Below are 17,101 nucleotides of genomic sequence, written 5' to 3'. Positions count from 1 at the left end.
ACATAAAGTTGTGCCTAGTATTTATATCTCATTTAAAACTCAGGATACCCTAACAATACTTTGAATTTTTTAATGACCCCTTTGGCCATTACCACTTGCCTATAGAGTATTTTAACTTGCATAAAGTTAGCACTCCATGGTGTGTTCTTAGGCTCTGGGCCCACAATACCATAGCGGATTATGAGGCTTTTATCTTCTTCTACAAACGTACCGAATAACTTGTCCCAAATGATTAAAACGCCGGCATAGTTCTTATCAATATAAGGGGTATTAGTGGCGTGATGAATTCTATGGTGTGTCGGTGTGTTGAATACCTTTTCGAGCCACCCTAAGTTGCCTATGGTTTGCGTATGCACAAAAAACTGAAAGGCGAGGTTTAGGGCGACAATGGCAAACACAATAGCAGGCGCAAAGCCCAGTAAAATCATGGGCAGCCAAAACAGCCACATGCCTACTAGGGGATATAAAAGGCTCTGCCTAAAAGCGGTTGTGAAGTTCATATGCTTTGAGCTGTGATGCACCACATGGGCAAGCCAAAACCAGTGGATATTATGAGACGCACGATGAAACCAATAATACAAAAAATCTTGTAGTAAAAAGCCGACTAATAAACTGCCAATTGAAAAGGGGATATCAAACACGGCAAATTGATGTAACCAATAAAAGAATGGCATCAATAATATAAGCGCGATGGCATCACTACCTTGATGCAACAGCGCGAGCACAGCGTTGTTTAAGCTGTCTTTTATGTTGTAATTCTGCCTTGCTTTATAGAACTCAACAGCGACACATAATAAGAAAATCGGGCTGAGACCAAGTAAAATAAGTTCAACGGGAAGCATATATATCTCCAAGTCTATTCAGGCATTGTTCAATGTCTTTTTGAAGGATGGCTTTGAGTGCAAATTTGGGAATATACCAAGGACTTTGACATTGAATTCGATACGAAACTTGGGTGTGTTCGCCGATTTTATGAAAATGAATCTTCCCGCGGTGCTGGCGAACAGGGAAGTCATTGAGCACCTGATAACAAATCCCAGTTTGGTCAGCTTTGGTGATCTGCTCTTCAAAATTTACATACAATATTGATACCTGTCGGATACACCCCTTGCCACCTGTTATTTCATCTTTGTCGGCAGGTTTGAGTACTTTGAATTTTGCATTAAAAAAACGGTCAAGATTGCTGTGGTCGAGCAAGGCATTCAGCAAAGTATCTGCGCTACAAGCAATCTGTTTTTGATATTCAACGACTAACATAATCGAATCACGTTTGGATTTTTTTACAGCATAATTTGACAATAAGTGAGGTTCTTGCGCTAATACGACAAGGTTTTGTTATTTTGCGACAGGGTTGTTATGGCGTCAGTTTCAAATGCATATTTGCACAGTGTCTTGGCTTTTTTGAATGATCAGGGCATCTCTACGACAGAGATAAAATGCAATATCGCTCAGCTCTCATCTGAGCGCATTGCCATGAAAACCTATGTTGATTTGCTTAACTTTGGTGCAGAGCGCACAGAGCTGAGCTTGTTTGGGTTTGAATTGGGCAAGCACATTCAAGCAAGAGATTACGGTGTACTGGGCTATTTGGTCGAAAGCTGTGAGAATCTCGCACAGGCCATAGACGTACTCGGGCGATTTGACGCATTGGTGGCTGATATTGGGCAAACCCAGCTAAATGTGACTGACACATTTGCGCATTTAGATTGGCAACCGCTCTCCACCGACTGCAAACAGATGGTACTTCGAAATACCACAGCTTGGGTTGCGACGGTGAGAAAGATCCTTGGTGAAACGCTTTCTCCTAATCAAGTGACATTTAGCTTTGCTTTGTCAGCACAAGAAATTGCACAGCTAAAAGAATGGTTTAATTGCGAGGTAATAACAAATACTAATGAAAACCGCATAAGTTTTGATAAAACACTGCTGGCACTACCATTTACCTCTGAAAATAAGGCCATGTTTCAAGCATTGGTTAAGCTTTCTGAAACTGAGCTCTTACAAAAAAAGCTCTCTCAATCTGAGCTTTCTCAATTTATACGAAACAGTAATATCAAACAGCAAGTTGCCACTTTACTCAGTGCTACAAGCAACTTACAGGGTTGCGATCAAAAACGTATTGCTGAAGCCCTTTTTATGAGTGCACGTACATTACAAAGAAAGTTAAAAGCGCATCAAACGAGTTTTTCGGCCATGCTAGAAGCTGAACGTAAATCTCGTATAGATAACTTACTTAAACACAATACCATTGCGCAAACTGCCTATGAGCTGGGCTTTGTAGAGCAATCTTCATTTACCCATGCATGTAAAAAATGGTTTGGCATAACACCATTGGCCTATCAGAAATCACTATTAGGGCTTACTGACAAAATAGCAAAATAATTCATTACAATTTTATTGGTGATATTCAGTTTAAATCTTTGGGTCTTAAATAAAAATGCTTTAGCTTGGTTGATAGAACTTGAGATAACAGGGGATTGATACCAATCCTCAATAACACTTAATCATTTTGAGGGATTAAACCTGATGATAGCTGCGTTAAAGATTTCTCATTTAGAACAACTAAATAACGAAATATTTGCCTTGCTACCAACAAGGTTTTCTTGCCTCAAAATAGACTACTTAGTTAAGCGGATTGGTATGAGATGAAACAAGATCAGATTAATTTTTCAGACAAGTTCTCGAAGTTTACAAAGCAATGGTCACCTCGAGTGATCGCAGAAATGAACGACTACCAGTTTAAACTGGTTAAAATTCAGGGCGAATTTACCTGGCACGACCACAAAGATACTGACGAAGTCTTTATTGTCATCGAAGGCGAGATGGGTATTGAGTTTCGAGATCGAAGCGTTCACCTAAAAGCTGGTGAATTGTGTGTTGTTGCTAAAGGCGAAGAACACAAACCATTTGCTGAGCATGAATGTAAAGTAATGATTGTTGAGCCAAAAGGAGTTATAAATACAGGTGAAGCAGGCGGTGAACTGACTGCCCAAAACGATGTGTATATTTAAGTAACCTGAGCTATGGATAATAAATCTATCTCCAGCGGCTACTTTCAACGTTAACTGCGTTGAATTTACTTGCAATAGACCAGCTATTGACGCGTAAATTCGCCTTGTTATCGCTAAAAGTCTCCGGCTGCAGACTTGAAAAGTATTTATCATCACAATATCAATACGTTAGTAAATCTCTTTACCAAAGTTCAGGTTAAGTAATTTTAAAAAGGAGTGGTTATGTCAAACGGTTGGAAATGTCCTAAATGTGATTGTCGAGATTATGAAACAGATACCATTGCAACAACGGGCAGTGGTTGGTCAAAAATCTTCGATATGCAAAATCGAAAGTTTACAGCAGTGACCTGTGTGCACTGTACTTATACAGAGTTTTATAAAAGTAGTACAAGCACACTAGGGAATGTATTTGACTTATTTACTAATTAAGTAATTTATTGAAAAGGAATTCAAAAGATATGGTAAAAATTTATTTATTGCTCGCCATTTTGGGCGCTGTATTCCCGTATGGGGCCTTGTTACCTTGGTTATATGATAACGGCTTAAATTTACAATTACTTTGGCAAGCAATCACAGCAAACAATATCAGCGTGCTAGCTTGGTTAGATGTGGTGATAGCCGCAGTGGCACTTATTTGCTTCATCGTAACAGATAGTAAAAAGCATCAAGTTAGAGGTGCTGCGTTTGCGATAATCGCGACCTTGACTGTCGGTGTAGCGTGCGGTTTGCCACTGTATTTATATCTCAAAGACAAGCATAGAGAGGGTTAAGGCTTAAATTGTTCGAGGATTTTTGCCGATTCTTTACCGATATTAGCAAATTGCTCGGTGCCTTTCTCGAGCACTTTTTGCGCCTCTTCAATGACCTTTGAATACTTAGGGTCGCCCGTAGCCAGTAGCTGTGATAACGCCACACCAATGGCAGTAGTAGTAATGGTGCTGAGGTTTCTTAAATTGTCGGTGGCGTCTTGCACGGCAATAGCCGTAGACTGGGCTACGGCTTGTTCAGCTTTTTTGCGCGCATTGACATCCGTCATGATAGTGCGAGATTAACCTTGCGATAAGATCATGGCGCATGAAGTACTGACAGAAGCCGTACTCACAGTTTGCGAACTTTGCTGAATAGTCACTGCATTTTGCATCATCAAGCCCACGGTGTCTGCGAGGCTTGAATCAGACAGTTGTGTGATGATGTCAGAAATGGTTTTTTCGTTGCTATCAGACATGCTTACTCCTAGATAACAATGGGAGCTAACCTAGCCCCCAAACATGCTTTGAAATTGAGTTATACCAATCCTCTTAATTAAGCGATCTATTTTGAGGCAAGAAAAACTTGTCGGTAACGAGGCGAAAATTTTGCTATTTAGTTGTTCTAAATAAGGAATTTTCAACGAAGTTAGCGTCAGTTTTAGTCCCTCAAAATGATTGAGTATTATTGAGGATTGGTATTACCCTTTCTCAATTAACTCTTCGGTCGTTCTGCCCAGTACCGCACTGCCAATTGCACCGAGCGCATTAACACCCTGCACGGTTGCAGCTTGTGCCATGATATTGGCATTCTGCTGTGCGCTGGTGGCATTATTACCTGCGTTTGACAGTGATAATCCGAGCGCAGTGTAGAAATTACCCATTGCCATCGCTGGGGTATCTGCCAGTACTTTGGTATTTACTTGAGTAATAGAGTCTGTGATCTGTTCATTGACTTTATTGAGTTGTTTGTCGGCCATAATGAGTCCTTATTCCGTTTGATTGTCTTCTTGCGTTGCCGGCACACCAAGTTGTTCACTGAGTGCTGACATGGCTTGATTGAGTGTTTTGTCAACGTCATTCAGCATGGCGTCAACGTGTTTAGAAATTTTGCTCGCTTCTTCAAAAGGCTGATGCTCGTTTAGCACTTTTTTATTGCCTTGAAGTAGCGCATTGACCTCTTGCTGCTTGCTTTTTGTGAGCGCAGTAATTTGTGCTAATTGCTCAGCACAATGAGCTTGAATTGTTTCGGTACTATTCATCGTCAGTTGACTCTTTGGGTTTTTTGCCTAAAAAGTTAAACAAGTTGAAGCGCTTTTTTTGTGGAGGCGGGGGCGTTACTTCCTCTTCAAGCTCTACATCTTCAATATCTGCATCTTGCTCAAGCTGTAAGGGAGCTGAAGGAGCTTGGGGCGCAGCATGAGTTTGTTGAGGCGACGCTGGTAAATGAGTCGGTGTTTGCAATAATCGAGCACAGGCATTGGTGATCGATGCAGAAGTGGTCATTTGTGCACTTTGTTGGTTGGTGATCGCATTATGCATCGACAAACCCAATGTTTCAGCGAGGGTAGCTTCAACCATACTGGTTGGCTGCTGTGAAAATGGGTGGTTGTCTTCAGGTACTTGGTTCGTGGTATTTTGTTCGTCACTCATTGCTTTGTCCTTGCTTTAAGCACGCAAAAACTGCGTAGATTAGTTAGAAATTAAATACAGCTTATCGCCTATCGCTTGAACAAAATCGGGGCTTTTTACTGAAAATACGGGGATGATTAAGACAGTAAGATTCATCCCCAAAGTGATTATTCGGCGGTCTCGTGTAATACAGTGGCAATTTTTTCGCCCACCACACTGAAGTTTTCAGCACCTTGAGAGACAATAGATTGTGCCGTTGAAATAGCTTCAACATATTTGCTATCACCCGTTTCTAGAAATTGTGATAACGCGACACCAATTGCAGTTGTACTTAAGGTATTGAGGTTACGTAAATTGTCAGTTGCATCTGCCATTGCCAAGGCGGTAGATTGGGCGATTGACTGTTGTGCGCTATTAACTGCAGACTCACCTGCCTCAGGGGCTTGGTTTAGATTACTCATATTTTACTCCTGCAAAAAAGCCCTTAGTTGCAAGGCAAGTAAGGGCCTGAAGGCATCAGAAAAAGCGATTAAGCGCCTGGCTCAATAATGCTTTCAGCGCTGCGGCCAATCACTGAGCTACCAATAGACATCAATGAATTAACACCCTGCACAGTTGCAGCCTGCATTGTGATTGCAGCTTGTTGTTGTGCCGCTGTTGCATTGTGTGCAGCGTTACCTAATGCTTGGCTTGTTGACATGAGTAGGTTACCCATTGCCATTGCTGGTGTTTCACCTACAACTTTAGTGTTTACTTGCGTAACTGAATCAGTAACTTGCGGGTTTACTGTTAGTGCATCTGCCATGATTTTCTCCTGTGACCGAATTGGTCCTTGTTAAGAATAAATAAAATTAAGAATTAAAAAGCGCCATACACATTGTATGGCGCTGAGCGCGATTAGCCTTTTTCGATGATGCCTTCAGCGCTTCGACCTACTACGGAGCCACCAATTGACATTAGTGAGTTAACACCTTGCACAGTTGCAGCTTGCATTGTAATTTGCGCTTGTTGCTGTGCTGATGTTGCATTGTGCGCAGCATTACTTAATGCTTGGCTTGTTGACATTAATAGGTTGCCCATCGCCATTGCTGGCGTTTCGCCTACAACTTTAGTGTTTACTTGAGTTACTGAATCAGTGATTGCACCATTAACTGTTGCTGTCATGATAATTTCCTTTCTTTAAGTTAATTTTGACTGTTAAGTCGTAAAGTTAAGAGAGAAGTTTTGCCAAGCAAAACCGCTCAATTAAGATAAAATCTCTGCGGTACCGCGGCCGATCACTGAGCTACCAATCGACATTAGTGAATTCACACCTTGTACTGTCGCTGCTTGCATCGTGATTGAAGCTTGTTGGTTACCTGTGGTTGCATTTAACGCTGCTGTGCCTAATGCTTGACTGGTAGACATATGCACGTTACCCATTGCCATCGCAGGTGTTTCGCCAACGACACTGGTGTTCACTTGTGTTACTGAGTCAGTGACTTGGCTGTTTACTTGAAGTGGTGTTGCTGCACCACCAGCTGCTGCTGCCATAGTTTGTTTCCTTCTTCATGTTGATATTTTGCTCGTTCCAAGCGGTTTGAGCTTTTATGCTTTCGCATACTTGGCGCCAAGAGAGAGAATTAAATTCGCTCCAATGGCGGTATTCGTTTTGATCAGCACATTGTGTTGCTGTTGAGAGTAAGTGGCATTGTGTGCTGCATTACCCAGTGCTTGTGCTGTTGCTTGCACTAACATGGCACGAGAAACTTGAGGTGATTGTTGGTTAACTAAGTCTTCTATTTGTGCGCTTAAGTCTTCCATCACCGTTATCCGTGCTTGTTTCGATAAGGTCATATTAGGGGTTGCAACGTTTTGTTAATCGGGCAATTGTGCTAACAATTGCCGCGAATATCGGCTTGTCTAGATTCGGTATGGTTTGTATTGTTTTTTATAGTCGCGAGGTGACATACCGGTATAGCGTCGGAAGATTTTTTCGAAGTGGCTTAAGTCGCCAAACCCAACCTCTAAACATAAATCAGTAATACGAATGTTAGGGTCTTGGGCTATCATGGCTTTGGCGTGTTCTATTCTTAGTTCAGCCAAAATTTGCTTAAAACTTTTGTTTAATGTGTTTTTAAATAAGTAAGACAGATGAGAGGGGCTGACAAATGCCTGATTAGCAAGGCCTGTTAACGTGATCTCTTGTTGCCAATTGTTCTGCATATAAATTAACGCTTTCAGCAAACTTGGGTGTAACGCTCTTTGTTCAGCAACTTGTTTTTTAAACAATATAGTGATGATAGATTTTCGGTGCTCTCCTAACGTTTGGACCGCACTATTTTCTAGTTGTTGACTAAATTCAGGCAGTGTCTGTTTAAGTACCTCTGAGCTGATATCGTCTTGATACGAAAGGGCGATTAGCTTAACCAGAGTTTGCTCTAATTGCATCATATTGCCAGGCCAATCGTACTGGCTGAGTAAATCAAAGCAATCTTTTGCAAGGCTTTGCTTGGCACTAATCTTATGATAGTCAAATAAGGTATTGATGAGTAAAGGTAAGTCAGTTTTTCTGTCTTTTATACTTGGGATTGGTAGCTCAAGAAAGCTTAGTTTTTCAAACAGGCTGCGAGAAAATAACCCCTGATTAACCCGAGCATATAAATTGTGTTCACTACTAGAAAGTAACCTGGGCTGAGACGTGTTTTGTCTTAGGCTATATTGATTAGTCAGCAGGGCATTGAGCTGAGTTTGTTGCGACATCGGCAAATGGCTGACATTGGCGATTAACAAAGAGCCATTTTGCGCCTGTTCGAATGCTTGTTTTAATTTACTTTCAAAGTTATGTGCGTCAATAGATGTGCAATCAAGCTCAACAAAAGGGCCTGCTTTTTTATCACTTAACATATGAATGCTAATCGCTGTTGCGAGCGTTTCACTTCCTGGTGGTGCATTTAAGACGAGGGGGAATAAGGTGTTGGCACACTTTTCTATGAGTCTTTCAAGTTTGTTTATCTCTGCGCTATAGCCTTGGAGCGCAAAGCTTTGGCCAAATTTTTCGTCACTCAGTTGTGCGACTCTGAGCCTCGCAAGCATCAATCCGAGCTGGCTTGCAAATTGTTTAAATGCAAGCTCTTCGCTTGAACCCTGCTTTACTTCAACAAGTAAATGTAATGTACCAAGCTGTTTTCTTTGATAATTAATGGGGATTTTTGAAATGGGCTTTTCAAACTGCGCCGATTTAGGCCAAAAATGTGAAACAGCATGGCAGGTTTGATATTCAACCACAAAGTCACAACGTGTTAAGTGATTAAATTTATTGTCTAGTAGCTGTGCAATTGAATTATTGAACAAAAGCGCTACATCTAAAGGGTTCCTTTTCACTTGTGAGCGAATTTCCATTTTATTTCTCCGGTTGGTTAGCCACCACACGCTTCTATTTTATTTATCCAAAAAAAAACAATAAAAATCGGTGTTAAATAAAATCCTTTATCAGCATTTTTGTGGTGAAAGTAGTGTGTAATTGGCAAAGTACTGGAAAAGACGGGCCTTAAATCGGGGAAATCAAGCGAATAGTGATTACAATTTATTACACCTATTAAGAAAACGTCTTATTAACATCGTTTAGGCTTTTAGTGCCAAAAAAATGGATAAGCGCTTGCCAAAGTAGAAAAGTGCAAGGAGCTAGCCAAATGCAAAAATTGCAATTGCGCATATTTGTATCAAGCTTGATACAAATGAATCACAAACGGATACCCAAAAGGTGGTTTAATATCGATACAGTGGTTTTGACTCATCAATGGGAAGACAACACAATGAAAAAAACTTTGTTAGCAGTAGTACTAAGCCAAATTATTTATTTACCCGCTCAGGCGAGTGAGTTATGGCAGCAAACCACACAAAACCGCAGTTCAGAGCTTAAACAGCTTGCTCGGTATCATCTTGCAAGTAGTCAATTACAAGCTAAGCTCATGGCGCCAAGCCAAGAGGTGGACGTTCAATTACCCTTACCCAGTGGTGAGTTTGTCGTATTTAGACTTAAACCCAGTAAAGTCATGTCTGATACTCTGGCGGAAAAGTTTCCAGACATAAAAACCTTTGTGGGTTTTCAAGTTGATAACCCAGCTAACACAGGCCGTTTCGATATTGGACCAAAAGGCTTCTTTGGAGTTTTTAATCAAGGGCAATCACGGGTATTTATAGATCCAGAGCAGTCAGAACATGTTTATCGCAGCTACGAAGCTAAAGCACTGCATACATCTAAATTAATTAAGCAAGGTGCTCCGATTAAGCGCCTACAAAGCAGTCAGTTAAAGCGTGAACAAATACAATCGAGCGAAACTCAGGCAGAAGAAATTGCCGTACCAAATACACATATCACTTACCGTATTGCGTTCACTACTACAGGGGAATACAGCCAATTTCATGGTGGCACAAAAGAAAAAGTGATGGCGGCTATCGTGACCATGGTGAATCGTCTCAATGATGTATATGAGCGAGATCTAGCCATGAATTTTGAGATAGTGAGTGACAATGACAAACTGATTTTTTTAGACCCTGAAACCGACCCATTTGCAAATACCGATGAAGATATCGATATTCTCACAGAGCAAATTAATGGCTTAATTTCACAAGACAGCTATGACATAGGCCACCTAGTAGGAACTGGCGGCGGCGGTTTAGCTGGGTTTGAAGTGGTGTGTACTGAGTTCAAAGCTGAAGGTGTAACAGGCAGTGAAGCGCCTACCAACGACGCATTTCATATTGATTATGTCGCCCATGAAATCGGGCATCAGCTAGGTGCAGATCACACCTATAATGGTTTAGCTGGGGCGTGTGATGGAAACCGAGTAGATCACAGTGCCTATGAACCAGGCAGTGGTTCTACCATCATGGGCTACACAGGCATTTGTGATGAGCAAGATTTACAAGCTAACTCAGATCCTTATTTTCATATTCGTTCATTAGATCAAATGAATAACTACAGTCGTTTAGGGGCGGGTAATACGTGTGGTGTTCATAAACAACGAACGAATGCAAAACCTTCAGTTGAAGCAGGTCAAAACTATACTATACCGGCTAAAACTGCGTTTAAATTAGTAGGTTCAGCGCAAGATAGCGATGGCGACACGCTCAATTATAGCTGGCAACAGTTTAACTTAGGGCCTGCATCTGCTGATAAACAACAAGACAGTGTTGATGATGGTAAGCGACCCTTGTTTAGAACGTTTAATCCAAGTTCAGATCCAACCCGTGTTGTGCCTCAGATGAGCGACCTCCTAAAAGGTGAACTGAGTTACGGCGAAGCGTATGCAACCACAACGCGTGCGCTAGATTTTCGTTTAGTTGTTCGCGATGGCCAAGGCGGTGTTAGTGATGACACCATGCAAGTTAATGTAGTTGAAGTTGAGCAAGGTTTTTCTGTCACGCTACCTGACCAATCAAGTAATTGGCGTGATAATGAACAAGTTGTTACTTGGCATACAGCGGGTACTGAAAACGCACCGGTCTCTTGTGAAAAAGTGGATATTCTACTTTCGGATGATGCCGGACAAAGCTTTACAACTACCTTGGCGCAAGGCGTTGCAAACAATGGTCAATTCAATGTTCAACTCGATAATATAACAACGACTCAAGCGCGTATAAAAGTGATGTGTAGCAATAACATCTTCTTTGCGGTTAATTCTGGTAATTTTGCCATTGAGGTTGGAGAAGGCCCATCCACAGAAGTCGCCCCACAAATTACGGGTCAAATCGCGTTGTCAGTGAATGAAGATAGTAGCATCACAATAAAGACCTCTGATTTAACTTATGCAACAGCAAAGCCTGTTGATAAGCTCACCCTGCAGCCTGGTGAAAATTATGCACTGGACAACTTAACCATCACGCCCACTGCTGATTTTAATGGCTTGCTTAAAGTGCCGGTTACCGCATCTAGAGGTGAGCTTATCAGTGAGGTATTTGAGCTAACAATTACAGTTGCAGCGGTTAATGATGCACCTGTTGCGCAAGATGACACTTTTGAAGTGGACTTTGAAGCCAGTGAAGTGACATTGGATGTACTTAGCAATGATTCAGATAAAGATTTAGATACATTGGTCGTTGAGAGTGTTGATTACCAAGGACAAGGCACAGTCGAGATTAAAGAGGGCAAGCTTGTCTATTCAGCAGCAAGCGGTTTTTCAGGGAAAGAAACATTTAATTACACTGTATCAGATGGTAATGGTGGTACAAGCACCGCACAGGTAGAAGTCACAGTGAAAGAGGATCCGACGCCAGTAACGCCTCCAACGCCTGAGCCAAGTAATGATGATGGTGGTTCTGGAACATTCGGCTTATGGTCGTTGCTAGGACTTGCTGCATTATTCTTAAGAAGAATGAGGAAATAATAATGATAAAGCTCACCAGTATCGCTTTATTAGCTGGGTGCTTAGTAGGTTGTGCATATACTGCACAACCTTCTCAGGCCAGTGCCCAGCAAACCAGTCAGCGTGAAATGACAAAACAAATAGAACAGGCAGTAGAAAGAAATGACTATAGATTGCTTGCCTTGGCAAGCAGGCGTCTAGTTTTTCCGGGCTTAGAGCAAGAAGACACTGCGAAATTAAAGAAAATGTGTGGAGTGCGCTACGTCGACAACAGCACAGACATTATTAAGAGCACAGAAGATAAACAAAAGCGCAGAGATGCTTATGCTTTCGCAAAATCGTTTAACCAAGCTATGTTAAAGCACTGTTTAAATTCAGCTACTGATTCAATAGATACTGTTGAATGATACACTTATGTTAGATGAAAAATGTATCAAAGCAGGGCATACAGACGTGCATTCAATTTTAATAATTGATGATGATATTGAGCTGACCGACTTAGTTAGCCAATTTTTAACTCAAAATGGTTATAAAGTTAGTGTTATTAATGATGGCAGTGATGCAATCAAAGAAATAGCTTCTGAGCAGCCAGATTTAATCATTCTTGACTTAATGTTACCAGGCACCGATGGACTTACGATATGTAAAGCTATCAGACCAAGCTTTACTGGGCCCATCATTATGCTCACCGCTTTAATCGATGACATAGATGAAGTGACTGGTCTAGAAGTGGGTGCTGACGATTATTTATGTAAACCCATTAAACCTAGGGTGCTTCTAGCGCATATTCGAGCTCAATTGAGAAGACAATCAAGTTTAACCGAGAAGCAGCAAACAACCCTAGTATCTTGTGATGGCGACCTAAAGATTGATTTACCTAATCGACGTGTTAAATATTTATCTCAAGATATAGATTTATCGAGTGCTGAATTTGATTTGCTAGTAATTTTTGCAAGTTCACCTGGCGAGATTTTCTCTCGAGAACAGCTGCATAAACGCATTTTTAAGCTTGATTATGATCCCATGGATAGATCTATAGATTTAAGAGTATCTCGTCTTAGAAAAAAATTAGGAGATGATCCTAAGCAGCCTAAACTATTGACTACAGTCAGAAATAAAGGGTACTTACTTGCAACTTAACCTGAATAAAGTCGTTCTTGGCGCTCTTTTTTTGCTTCTATGTAATTTAGTGGCAGCGCATGTCACTTACCACTATGCTCAACCTGCTCTAGTTGAAAAGGCCATTGATGAATGGGAAGCACACCTTTATAAAGTAGCCAATAATCTTGAAATAATCTTTACTAATACTTCAGCGACACATTGGGAGCGTGAAGCGCTTAAAGCCAGTGAACGTTATGGATCTGATGCTTATATAATATTGGTTGAAAATCTTGCAGTGTATGAGCAAGACTTATTTTCAAGAGCCCTTGAAGAGAATCAAAAGAGTTTTATAGACCTTTCGACATCCAGTGTGTTTTATATTCTTGATGAGCAGCAATTAGTGATGCTCGAAAATGTGTATTTTGATAGCGTAACGAACTGGCTTTCTGATTGGCTTTTATGGTTGGTAGCTTGTTTACTGAATCTCGGCGCATTGGCTTTATTTACATTTTATTGCTGGTCTGAACAAAAGCGCTTGGCAAATAATATCGCCACTATCAATGAGAAAAGCAGCCCTCGTTCAAGGTCAATTGACGAGCAAATTATCCAAATAAAACATTATTTATCCGATATTAGTGCGCAAAATCAAACTCAATTAAACTTGCAAAGAGATCTTCTGCATGGTGTTGCTCATGAATTCCGAAGCCCCATGGCACGAATTCAGTTTGCACTAGATATGTTAGAAGACGCTCAAGAACAAGATAGACAAGACTTAACTCAATCAATGCAAAAGGCATTGCAGGGGCTAGATGACTTAGTAAAAGAGCTGCTTTCTTATGCACGTTTAAAAGATGGGTCAACAGTGCTAAATATAGAGTCTTGTGTACTTACTGAGCTGATAAGGCAAGCAAAGAAACAAGTCGAGGCTTTTTACCCAAGCATTCAATTTGAGGTAAAAAACAGTCAAATAGAAGCTGAGGTTGATACACATTTATTAACTCGATTACTTATTAATATACTTCGTAATGCTGGCAGGTTTGCTAAAAGTAAATGTGAAATCAGTCTAACTTTAGACAGCGACTCAATTCACTGTATTGTTGAAGATGATGGTATTGGGATCCCGCCAGGTAAAATAACCCGTATTTTTGAACCATTTACACGCCTTGACCCTAGTCGTTCAAGAGATTCAGGCGGATGCGGCCTAGGGTTGGCCATAGCGCGATCAATCGCGCACCTGCATGGCGGTGAATTAACAGTTATTGAAAAGCACCAGGGGTTAGGCGGCGCATGCTTTTGTTTGGTTTTGCCATTTAACCCAAGATGATTGCCATTTATTTAAGACTTAGATACTTTGGAATAAAATTTGGTACATATTTATTTTGGTCGTACTTATGTTTACAAAAAATACCCCTAAAACAGTTTTTATTGTGGTGACACTACTCACGTTGGTTTTTGATCAACTTTCTAAGTTCTGGGCTGCTACTTCTCTAGAACCTTGGCCAATGGCGAGTTATTTTAATGATGTGTTTCGAATTGGTTATGCTGAGAATCATGGTGCTTTTTTGAGTTTGGGCGGTGCGATGCCTGAATCAATGAGGAAGGTCGCTTTCATTGGTGTGGTTGGGGCTTTTCTGTTGGGTATTATCATTTACGTCTTAAGAGATAAGAAATTGACAAACCCGATGGCGGTCGCTTGGGCGCTGATTGTCTCTGGTGGTGCTAGTAATTGGCTAGATAGAGTATTAAATGATGGTGGTGTTATTGATTTCTTAAATGTGGGCATCGGTAGCTTACGTACAGGGGTTTTTAACATTGCCGATATGTTTATTTTAGCTGGAGCAGGAATGCTATTATTTTATGGTTGGCAAGAAGAGCGTGCTGCGAAACAGACTGCTAGTTCTTAGTTTTATCAACTTTTTACAATAGCCCACCGTCAATGAATTAGAGCTTTGTGTTTGTAATTGTTATTAATTGTTACACAAAGCTTGCACTCTCTTTTCATTTTATCTTTTAACCAGTAGTCTTAGCACCCAGTATTATATTTGAGGCAAAGACATTGATTAAACATCTATTTTCAGCAGCACTGTTAGTTGCTAGCAGCTCAGCAATGGCAACCATTGTAGAGTTTCAAACTTCCCAAGGTAGTTTCCAAGTTAACCTGTTTGATCAAACCACGCCTAAAACGGTTGAAAACTTCATGAAATATGTCAACGCGGACCGTTATCAAGATGTAATTTTTCACCGCTCAGAACCAAACTTTGTGTTACAAGGTGGGGGCTTCTTTTATGAGGGCAGTATTCCGCTAAGCCAAGTAGAGTCATTTGGTAATGTAGATAATGAGCCTGTTTATTCAAATGTGCGCGGTACCATTGCGATGGCGAAACTGGGAGGTGATCCGAATAGTGCATCAAGTCAGTGGTTTTTTAACCTTAAAGACAATAGTGTTAATTTAGACGTGCAAAACGGTGGCTTTACTGTATTTGGTCAGGTGATTGGTGATGGCATGGATATCGTTGATAAAATTGCTAAATTAGATCGTTGTGGTTCAATTCCCTTGGTTGATTACTCGCAAGAAAAATGTGCTGACGATCAGGTCAACCCAGACGAGAGCAATTTCATAACAATCAATGCGGTAACGATTATTGATGACAGTGAAAATACGGCAGAAAATTTAGAACCTAAGAAAAATACGTTACTGACAACTACTAACCCTGATACTGGTAATAACAATTCAGAAAGCAGTTCAGGTAGCTTATTTAGTATGTTGATGCTGTTAGGTGCAGGCTTATTTGTTAGAAGAAAGCGCTAGTTTTCTTAAAAACAAAGTCCGCTTAAAAAATTAAAGCCCAGACTAATTAGTCTGGGCTTTTTATATTAACCCTCTAAATTAAGCATGATTGAGGATATGTATTATTTAAATATTGATTACCAGTTGAATAACAACGCAGATACTGCAAGCAAACCAACGATTAATACAAAGTACGTGCTTAAGCGACCTTTGTATTTATTAAGGCTTGGTACTTTATAGATGGCGATAGTTGGCATGACAAATAAAATCATCGCAATGATAGGGCCTGAAATTGCTTCCATCATACCCAGAATACTTGGGTTAATTACCGCACAGATCCAAATTGTGACAAACATCACAGCAACGCCAATTTTATCCGCAGTCGCATTACCTAGCTTAGTTTGCTTTGTAACCAGACCATTAAAGCTTTCACGTGCACCTAAGAAGTGACCTAAGAAAGAAGACGTAATGGCAACGAATGCCACGAAAGGACCAAGTAGGGCAATATATGGGTTGTCATACACGTTAGCTAAGAATGATAGAACCGACACGTTTGCTTCTTTCGCTTGTTCCATTTGCTCTGGTGTTAAAGAGAAAATGCAAGAGAACACAAAAAGTAATACAAATAAGATCAGCATTAAAGACGTGTATCTTAAAATCTTTTCACTTTTAGCAACCGCTTCTGATTTGTAGTGACGGCGCTGCACATTCGCAAAGCTAGAAATTGCAGCAGCATGACTGAATGAAAATACTATCACAGGCACTGACAGCCACAATGTGCTACTCAGTTCACCGATATCCGGTGCTGACACTGCAGGTATTTGCCAGTTAGGAATTAGGTAAAGTGATAAGAACAGTAAAATCGCGACTAATGGGTAAACCAGCGCAGAAAAAGCGCGCATAAGAAGCTTTTCACCGCCCAGCATTAAACTCACCATAAACGCAACCAGTACGCCAGATAGCGCCACACGAGGGATAGACTCCATGCCTAACTGGTTCACCATAAAGCTATCTACTGTATTAGTTAAACCTACACCATAAATAAGTAGAATAGGGTAAATAGAGAAGAAATAGAGTAGAGAGATTAAGCGACCTGCACCAGCACCAAAGTGCTCTTCAACCACGTCTGTGAAGTCAGCGTTATCTTGCTTTGATGAGAGCACAAAACGGGCAAGACCACGGTGTGCTAAAAATGTCATTGGGAAGGCTAATAAGGCCATAATTAGTAGCGGCCAAAAACCACCAATACCGATATTAATTGGTAAAAATAAAATACCCGCACCGACCGCTGTACCGAATAGGCTTAATACCCATTGTGTGTCGTGCTGAGTCCAGCCACCCCTACTGGCTGAAGACATATCTAACGTCATGGCTTCTGGGGAGTTACTCATACTTGTTGTCCTAGAAATTAATAAGAATAATTTTTCGCGCGCATCATATAGAAATTGGCGGCAAGATGCATTTATAAAGGCTTAA

General features: G+C 40.8%; 24 protein-coding genes. 10 read left to right on the top strand and 14 right to left on the bottom strand.

Going from position 1 to position 17,101, the window contains the following annotated elements:
• Positions 1 to 32: 32 nt before the first annotated feature.
• Both C1E24_RS08920 and C1E24_RS08915 read right to left on the bottom strand, forming a co-directional pair.
• A complete protein-coding gene (locus C1E24_RS08920) occupies positions 33 to 842 on the bottom strand; it encodes a sterol desaturase family protein (RefSeq protein WP_138480640.1) in 810 nt (269 codons plus the stop codon).
• Entirely contained in the window at positions 829 to 1,257 is a 429-nt protein-coding gene (locus tag C1E24_RS08915) for an SRPBCC family protein (protein WP_138480638.1), read from the bottom strand. Before C1E24_RS08915 ends, C1E24_RS08920 begins: the two co-directional genes overlap by 14 nt.
• 99 nt (positions 1,258 to 1,356) lie before the next feature.
• Here C1E24_RS08915 and C1E24_RS08910 point away from each other — a divergent pair, with 99 nt between their 5' ends.
• The 4 genes from C1E24_RS08910 to C1E24_RS08895 all read left to right on the top strand — a co-directional run bounded on the left by C1E24_RS08910 (position 1,357) and on the right by C1E24_RS08895 (position 3,781).
• The gene (locus C1E24_RS08910; RefSeq protein ID WP_138480637.1) at positions 1,357 to 2,382 is read left to right on the top strand and encodes an AraC family transcriptional regulator; all 1,026 of its coding nucleotides are present in this window, start codon (positions 1,357 to 1,359) and stop codon (positions 2,380 to 2,382) included.
• A gap of 263 nt (positions 2,383 to 2,645) precedes the next feature.
• Positions 2,646 to 3,011, top strand: a complete 366-nt coding sequence (locus C1E24_RS08905) for a cupin domain-containing protein (protein WP_138480636.1) — start codon at positions 2,646 to 2,648, stop codon at positions 3,009 to 3,011.
• Positions 3,012 to 3,233: 222 nt separating this feature from the next.
• A complete protein-coding gene (locus C1E24_RS08900) occupies positions 3,234 to 3,440 on the top strand; it encodes a zinc ribbon domain-containing protein (protein ID WP_058029381.1) in 207 nt (68 codons plus the stop codon).
• A gap of 29 nt (positions 3,441 to 3,469) precedes the next feature.
• A complete protein-coding gene (locus C1E24_RS08895) occupies positions 3,470 to 3,781 on the top strand; it encodes a DUF2834 domain-containing protein (protein WP_138480635.1) in 312 nt (103 codons plus the stop codon).
• Here the strand turns inward: C1E24_RS08895 and C1E24_RS08890 are convergent.
• The 11 genes from C1E24_RS08890 to C1E24_RS08835 form a co-directional block, all read right to left on the bottom strand.
• The gene (locus tag C1E24_RS08890; RefSeq protein ID WP_138480634.1) at positions 3,778 to 4,047 is read right to left on the bottom strand and encodes a hypothetical protein; all 270 of its coding nucleotides are present in this window, start codon (positions 4,045 to 4,047) and stop codon (positions 3,778 to 3,780) included. The genes C1E24_RS08895 and C1E24_RS08890 overlap by 4 nt on opposite strands.
• 12 nt (positions 4,048 to 4,059) lie before the next feature.
• Positions 4,060 to 4,236: a RebB family R body protein gene (locus C1E24_RS08885; RefSeq protein ID WP_083496525.1), complete on the bottom strand. Its 177-nt coding sequence runs from the start codon at positions 4,234 to 4,236 to the stop codon at positions 4,060 to 4,062.
• A 222-nt stretch (positions 4,237 to 4,458) separates the two neighbouring features.
• Positions 4,459 to 4,737: a RebB family R body protein gene (locus C1E24_RS08875; protein WP_058029384.1), complete on the bottom strand. Its 279-nt coding sequence runs from the start codon at positions 4,735 to 4,737 to the stop codon at positions 4,459 to 4,461.
• Between the two features lie 9 nt (positions 4,738 to 4,746).
• The gene (locus tag C1E24_RS08870) at positions 4,747 to 5,019 is read right to left on the bottom strand and encodes a hypothetical protein (RefSeq protein ID WP_138480632.1); all 273 of its coding nucleotides are present in this window, start codon (positions 5,017 to 5,019) and stop codon (positions 4,747 to 4,749) included.
• Positions 5,012 to 5,410: a RebB family R body protein gene (locus tag C1E24_RS08865; protein WP_138480630.1), complete on the bottom strand. Its 399-nt coding sequence runs from the start codon at positions 5,408 to 5,410 to the stop codon at positions 5,012 to 5,014. Before C1E24_RS08865 ends, C1E24_RS08870 begins: the two co-directional genes overlap by 8 nt.
• Positions 5,411 to 5,556: 146 nt before the next feature.
• Positions 5,557 to 5,850 carry a hypothetical protein gene (locus C1E24_RS08860; RefSeq protein WP_058029386.1) on the bottom strand — a complete coding sequence of 98 codons (294 nt, stop codon included), beginning with the start codon at positions 5,848 to 5,850 and terminating at the stop codon, positions 5,557 to 5,559.
• 68 nt (positions 5,851 to 5,918) lie between these two features.
• Positions 5,919 to 6,194: a RebB family R body protein gene (locus C1E24_RS08855; protein WP_058029387.1), complete on the bottom strand. Its 276-nt coding sequence runs from the start codon at positions 6,192 to 6,194 to the stop codon at positions 5,919 to 5,921.
• A gap of 92 nt (positions 6,195 to 6,286) precedes the next feature.
• The gene (locus C1E24_RS08850; RefSeq protein ID WP_390446018.1) at positions 6,287 to 6,559 is read right to left on the bottom strand and encodes a RebB family R body protein; all 273 of its coding nucleotides are present in this window, start codon (positions 6,557 to 6,559) and stop codon (positions 6,287 to 6,289) included.
• Positions 6,560 to 6,634: 75 nt separating this feature from the next.
• Positions 6,635 to 6,922: a RebB family R body protein gene (locus C1E24_RS08845; RefSeq protein WP_138480629.1), complete on the bottom strand. Its 288-nt coding sequence runs from the start codon at positions 6,920 to 6,922 to the stop codon at positions 6,635 to 6,637.
• A gap of 54 nt (positions 6,923 to 6,976) precedes the next feature.
• Positions 6,977 to 7,225: a RebB family R body protein gene (locus tag C1E24_RS08840; RefSeq protein ID WP_240721972.1), complete on the bottom strand. Its 249-nt coding sequence runs from the start codon at positions 7,223 to 7,225 to the stop codon at positions 6,977 to 6,979.
• A 66-nt stretch (positions 7,226 to 7,291) separates the two neighbouring features.
• On the bottom strand, positions 7,292 to 8,770 hold the full coding sequence (locus C1E24_RS08835; protein WP_138480627.1) for a helix-turn-helix domain-containing protein: 1,479 nt from the start codon (positions 8,768 to 8,770) through the stop codon (positions 7,292 to 7,294).
• 413 nt (positions 8,771 to 9,183) lie between these two features.
• Here C1E24_RS08835 and C1E24_RS08830 point away from each other — a divergent pair, with 413 nt between their 5' ends.
• The 6 genes from C1E24_RS08830 to C1E24_RS08805 all read left to right on the top strand — a co-directional run bounded on the left by C1E24_RS08830 (position 9,184) and on the right by C1E24_RS08805 (position 15,646).
• Positions 9,184 to 11,757, top strand: coding sequence for a reprolysin-like metallopeptidase (locus C1E24_RS08830; RefSeq protein WP_171040836.1), 2,574 nt, complete (start codon positions 9,184 to 9,186; stop codon positions 11,755 to 11,757).
• Between the two features lie 2 nt (positions 11,758 to 11,759).
• Entirely contained in the window at positions 11,760 to 12,143 is a 384-nt protein-coding gene (locus C1E24_RS08825; protein WP_138480625.1) for a hypothetical protein, read from the top strand.
• 7 nt (positions 12,144 to 12,150) lie between these two features.
• On the top strand, positions 12,151 to 12,876 hold the full coding sequence (locus C1E24_RS08820; RefSeq protein WP_138480624.1) for a response regulator transcription factor: 726 nt from the start codon (positions 12,151 to 12,153) through the stop codon (positions 12,874 to 12,876).
• A 49-nt stretch (positions 12,877 to 12,925) separates the two neighbouring features.
• Positions 12,926 to 14,161, top strand: a complete 1,236-nt coding sequence (locus C1E24_RS08815; RefSeq protein ID WP_138480623.1) for a sensor histidine kinase — start codon at positions 12,926 to 12,928, stop codon at positions 14,159 to 14,161.
• 67 nt (positions 14,162 to 14,228) lie between these two features.
• Positions 14,229 to 14,741, top strand: a complete 513-nt coding sequence (gene lspA / locus C1E24_RS08810) for a signal peptidase II (protein WP_138480622.1) — start codon at positions 14,229 to 14,231, stop codon at positions 14,739 to 14,741.
• Between the two features lie 152 nt (positions 14,742 to 14,893).
• Positions 14,894 to 15,646, top strand: a complete 753-nt coding sequence (locus C1E24_RS08805; RefSeq protein ID WP_431188320.1) for a peptidylprolyl isomerase — start codon at positions 14,894 to 14,896, stop codon at positions 15,644 to 15,646.
• A gap of 116 nt (positions 15,647 to 15,762) precedes the next feature.
• Here the strand turns inward: C1E24_RS08805 and C1E24_RS08800 are convergent, their stop codons facing one another.
• Complete coding sequence (locus C1E24_RS08800; RefSeq protein ID WP_138480621.1) at positions 15,763 to 17,016, bottom strand: aromatic amino acid transport family protein; 1,254 nt, start codon at positions 17,014 to 17,016, stop codon at positions 15,763 to 15,765.
• Positions 17,017 to 17,101 lie beyond the last annotated feature (85 nt).

The organism is Pseudoalteromonas phenolica (assembly GCF_005876835.1).
GTDB lineage: Bacteria > Pseudomonadota > Gammaproteobacteria > Enterobacterales > Alteromonadaceae > Pseudoalteromonas > Pseudoalteromonas phenolica_B.
The sequence above is the reverse complement of the archived record's forward strand: the minus strand, read 5'-3'. Positions and strand labels throughout refer to the sequence as shown.

Excerpts from the sequence above, each read along its gene's own strand:
- C1E24_RS08920 (WP_138480640.1), bottom strand. The coding sequence starts at position 842 with ATGCTTCCCGTTGAACTTATTTTACTTGGTCTCAGCCCGATTTTCTTA.
- C1E24_RS08915 (WP_138480638.1), bottom strand. The coding sequence starts at position 1,257 with ATGTTAGTCGTTGAATATCAAAAACAGATTGCTTGTAGCGCAGATACT.
- C1E24_RS08910 (WP_138480637.1), top strand. The coding sequence starts at position 1,357 with ATGGCGTCAGTTTCAAATGCATATTTGCACAGTGTCTTGGCTTTTTTG.
- C1E24_RS08905 (WP_138480636.1), top strand. The coding sequence starts at position 2,646 with ATGAAACAAGATCAGATTAATTTTTCAGACAAGTTCTCGAAGTTTACA.
- C1E24_RS08900 (WP_058029381.1), top strand. The coding sequence starts at position 3,234 with ATGTCAAACGGTTGGAAATGTCCTAAATGTGATTGTCGAGATTATGAA.
- C1E24_RS08895 (WP_138480635.1), top strand. The coding sequence starts at position 3,470 with ATGGTAAAAATTTATTTATTGCTCGCCATTTTGGGCGCTGTATTCCCG.
- C1E24_RS08890 (WP_138480634.1), bottom strand. The coding sequence starts at position 4,047 with ATGACGGATGTCAATGCGCGCAAAAAAGCTGAACAAGCCGTAGCCCAG.
- C1E24_RS08885 (WP_083496525.1), bottom strand. The coding sequence starts at position 4,236 with ATGTCTGATAGCAACGAAAAAACCATTTCTGACATCATCACACAACTG.
- C1E24_RS08875 (WP_058029384.1), bottom strand. The coding sequence starts at position 4,737 with ATGGCCGACAAACAACTCAATAAAGTCAATGAACAGATCACAGACTCT.
- C1E24_RS08870 (WP_138480632.1), bottom strand. The coding sequence starts at position 5,019 with ATGAATAGTACCGAAACAATTCAAGCTCATTGTGCTGAGCAATTAGCA.
- C1E24_RS08865 (WP_138480630.1), bottom strand. The coding sequence starts at position 5,410 with ATGAGTGACGAACAAAATACCACGAACCAAGTACCTGAAGACAACCAC.
- C1E24_RS08860 (WP_058029386.1), bottom strand. The coding sequence starts at position 5,850 with ATGAGTAATCTAAACCAAGCCCCTGAGGCAGGTGAGTCTGCAGTTAAT.
- C1E24_RS08855 (WP_058029387.1), bottom strand. The coding sequence starts at position 6,194 with ATGGCAGATGCACTAACAGTAAACCCGCAAGTTACTGATTCAGTTACG.
- C1E24_RS08845 (WP_138480629.1), bottom strand. The coding sequence starts at position 6,922 with ATGGCAGCAGCAGCTGGTGGTGCAGCAACACCACTTCAAGTAAACAGC.
- C1E24_RS08840 (WP_240721972.1), bottom strand. The coding sequence starts at position 7,225 with ATGACCTTATCGAAACAAGCACGGATAACGGTGATGGAAGACTTAAGC.
- C1E24_RS08835 (WP_138480627.1), bottom strand. The coding sequence starts at position 8,770 with ATGGAAATTCGCTCACAAGTGAAAAGGAACCCTTTAGATGTAGCGCTT.
- C1E24_RS08830 (WP_171040836.1), top strand. The coding sequence starts at position 9,184 with ATGAAAAAAACTTTGTTAGCAGTAGTACTAAGCCAAATTATTTATTTA.
- C1E24_RS08825 (WP_138480625.1), top strand. The coding sequence starts at position 11,760 with ATGATAAAGCTCACCAGTATCGCTTTATTAGCTGGGTGCTTAGTAGGT.
- C1E24_RS08820 (WP_138480624.1), top strand. The coding sequence starts at position 12,151 with ATGTTAGATGAAAAATGTATCAAAGCAGGGCATACAGACGTGCATTCA.
- lspA (WP_138480622.1), top strand. The coding sequence starts at position 14,229 with ATGTTTACAAAAAATACCCCTAAAACAGTTTTTATTGTGGTGACACTA.
- C1E24_RS08800 (WP_138480621.1), bottom strand. The coding sequence starts at position 17,016 with ATGAGTAACTCCCCAGAAGCCATGACGTTAGATATGTCTTCAGCCAGT.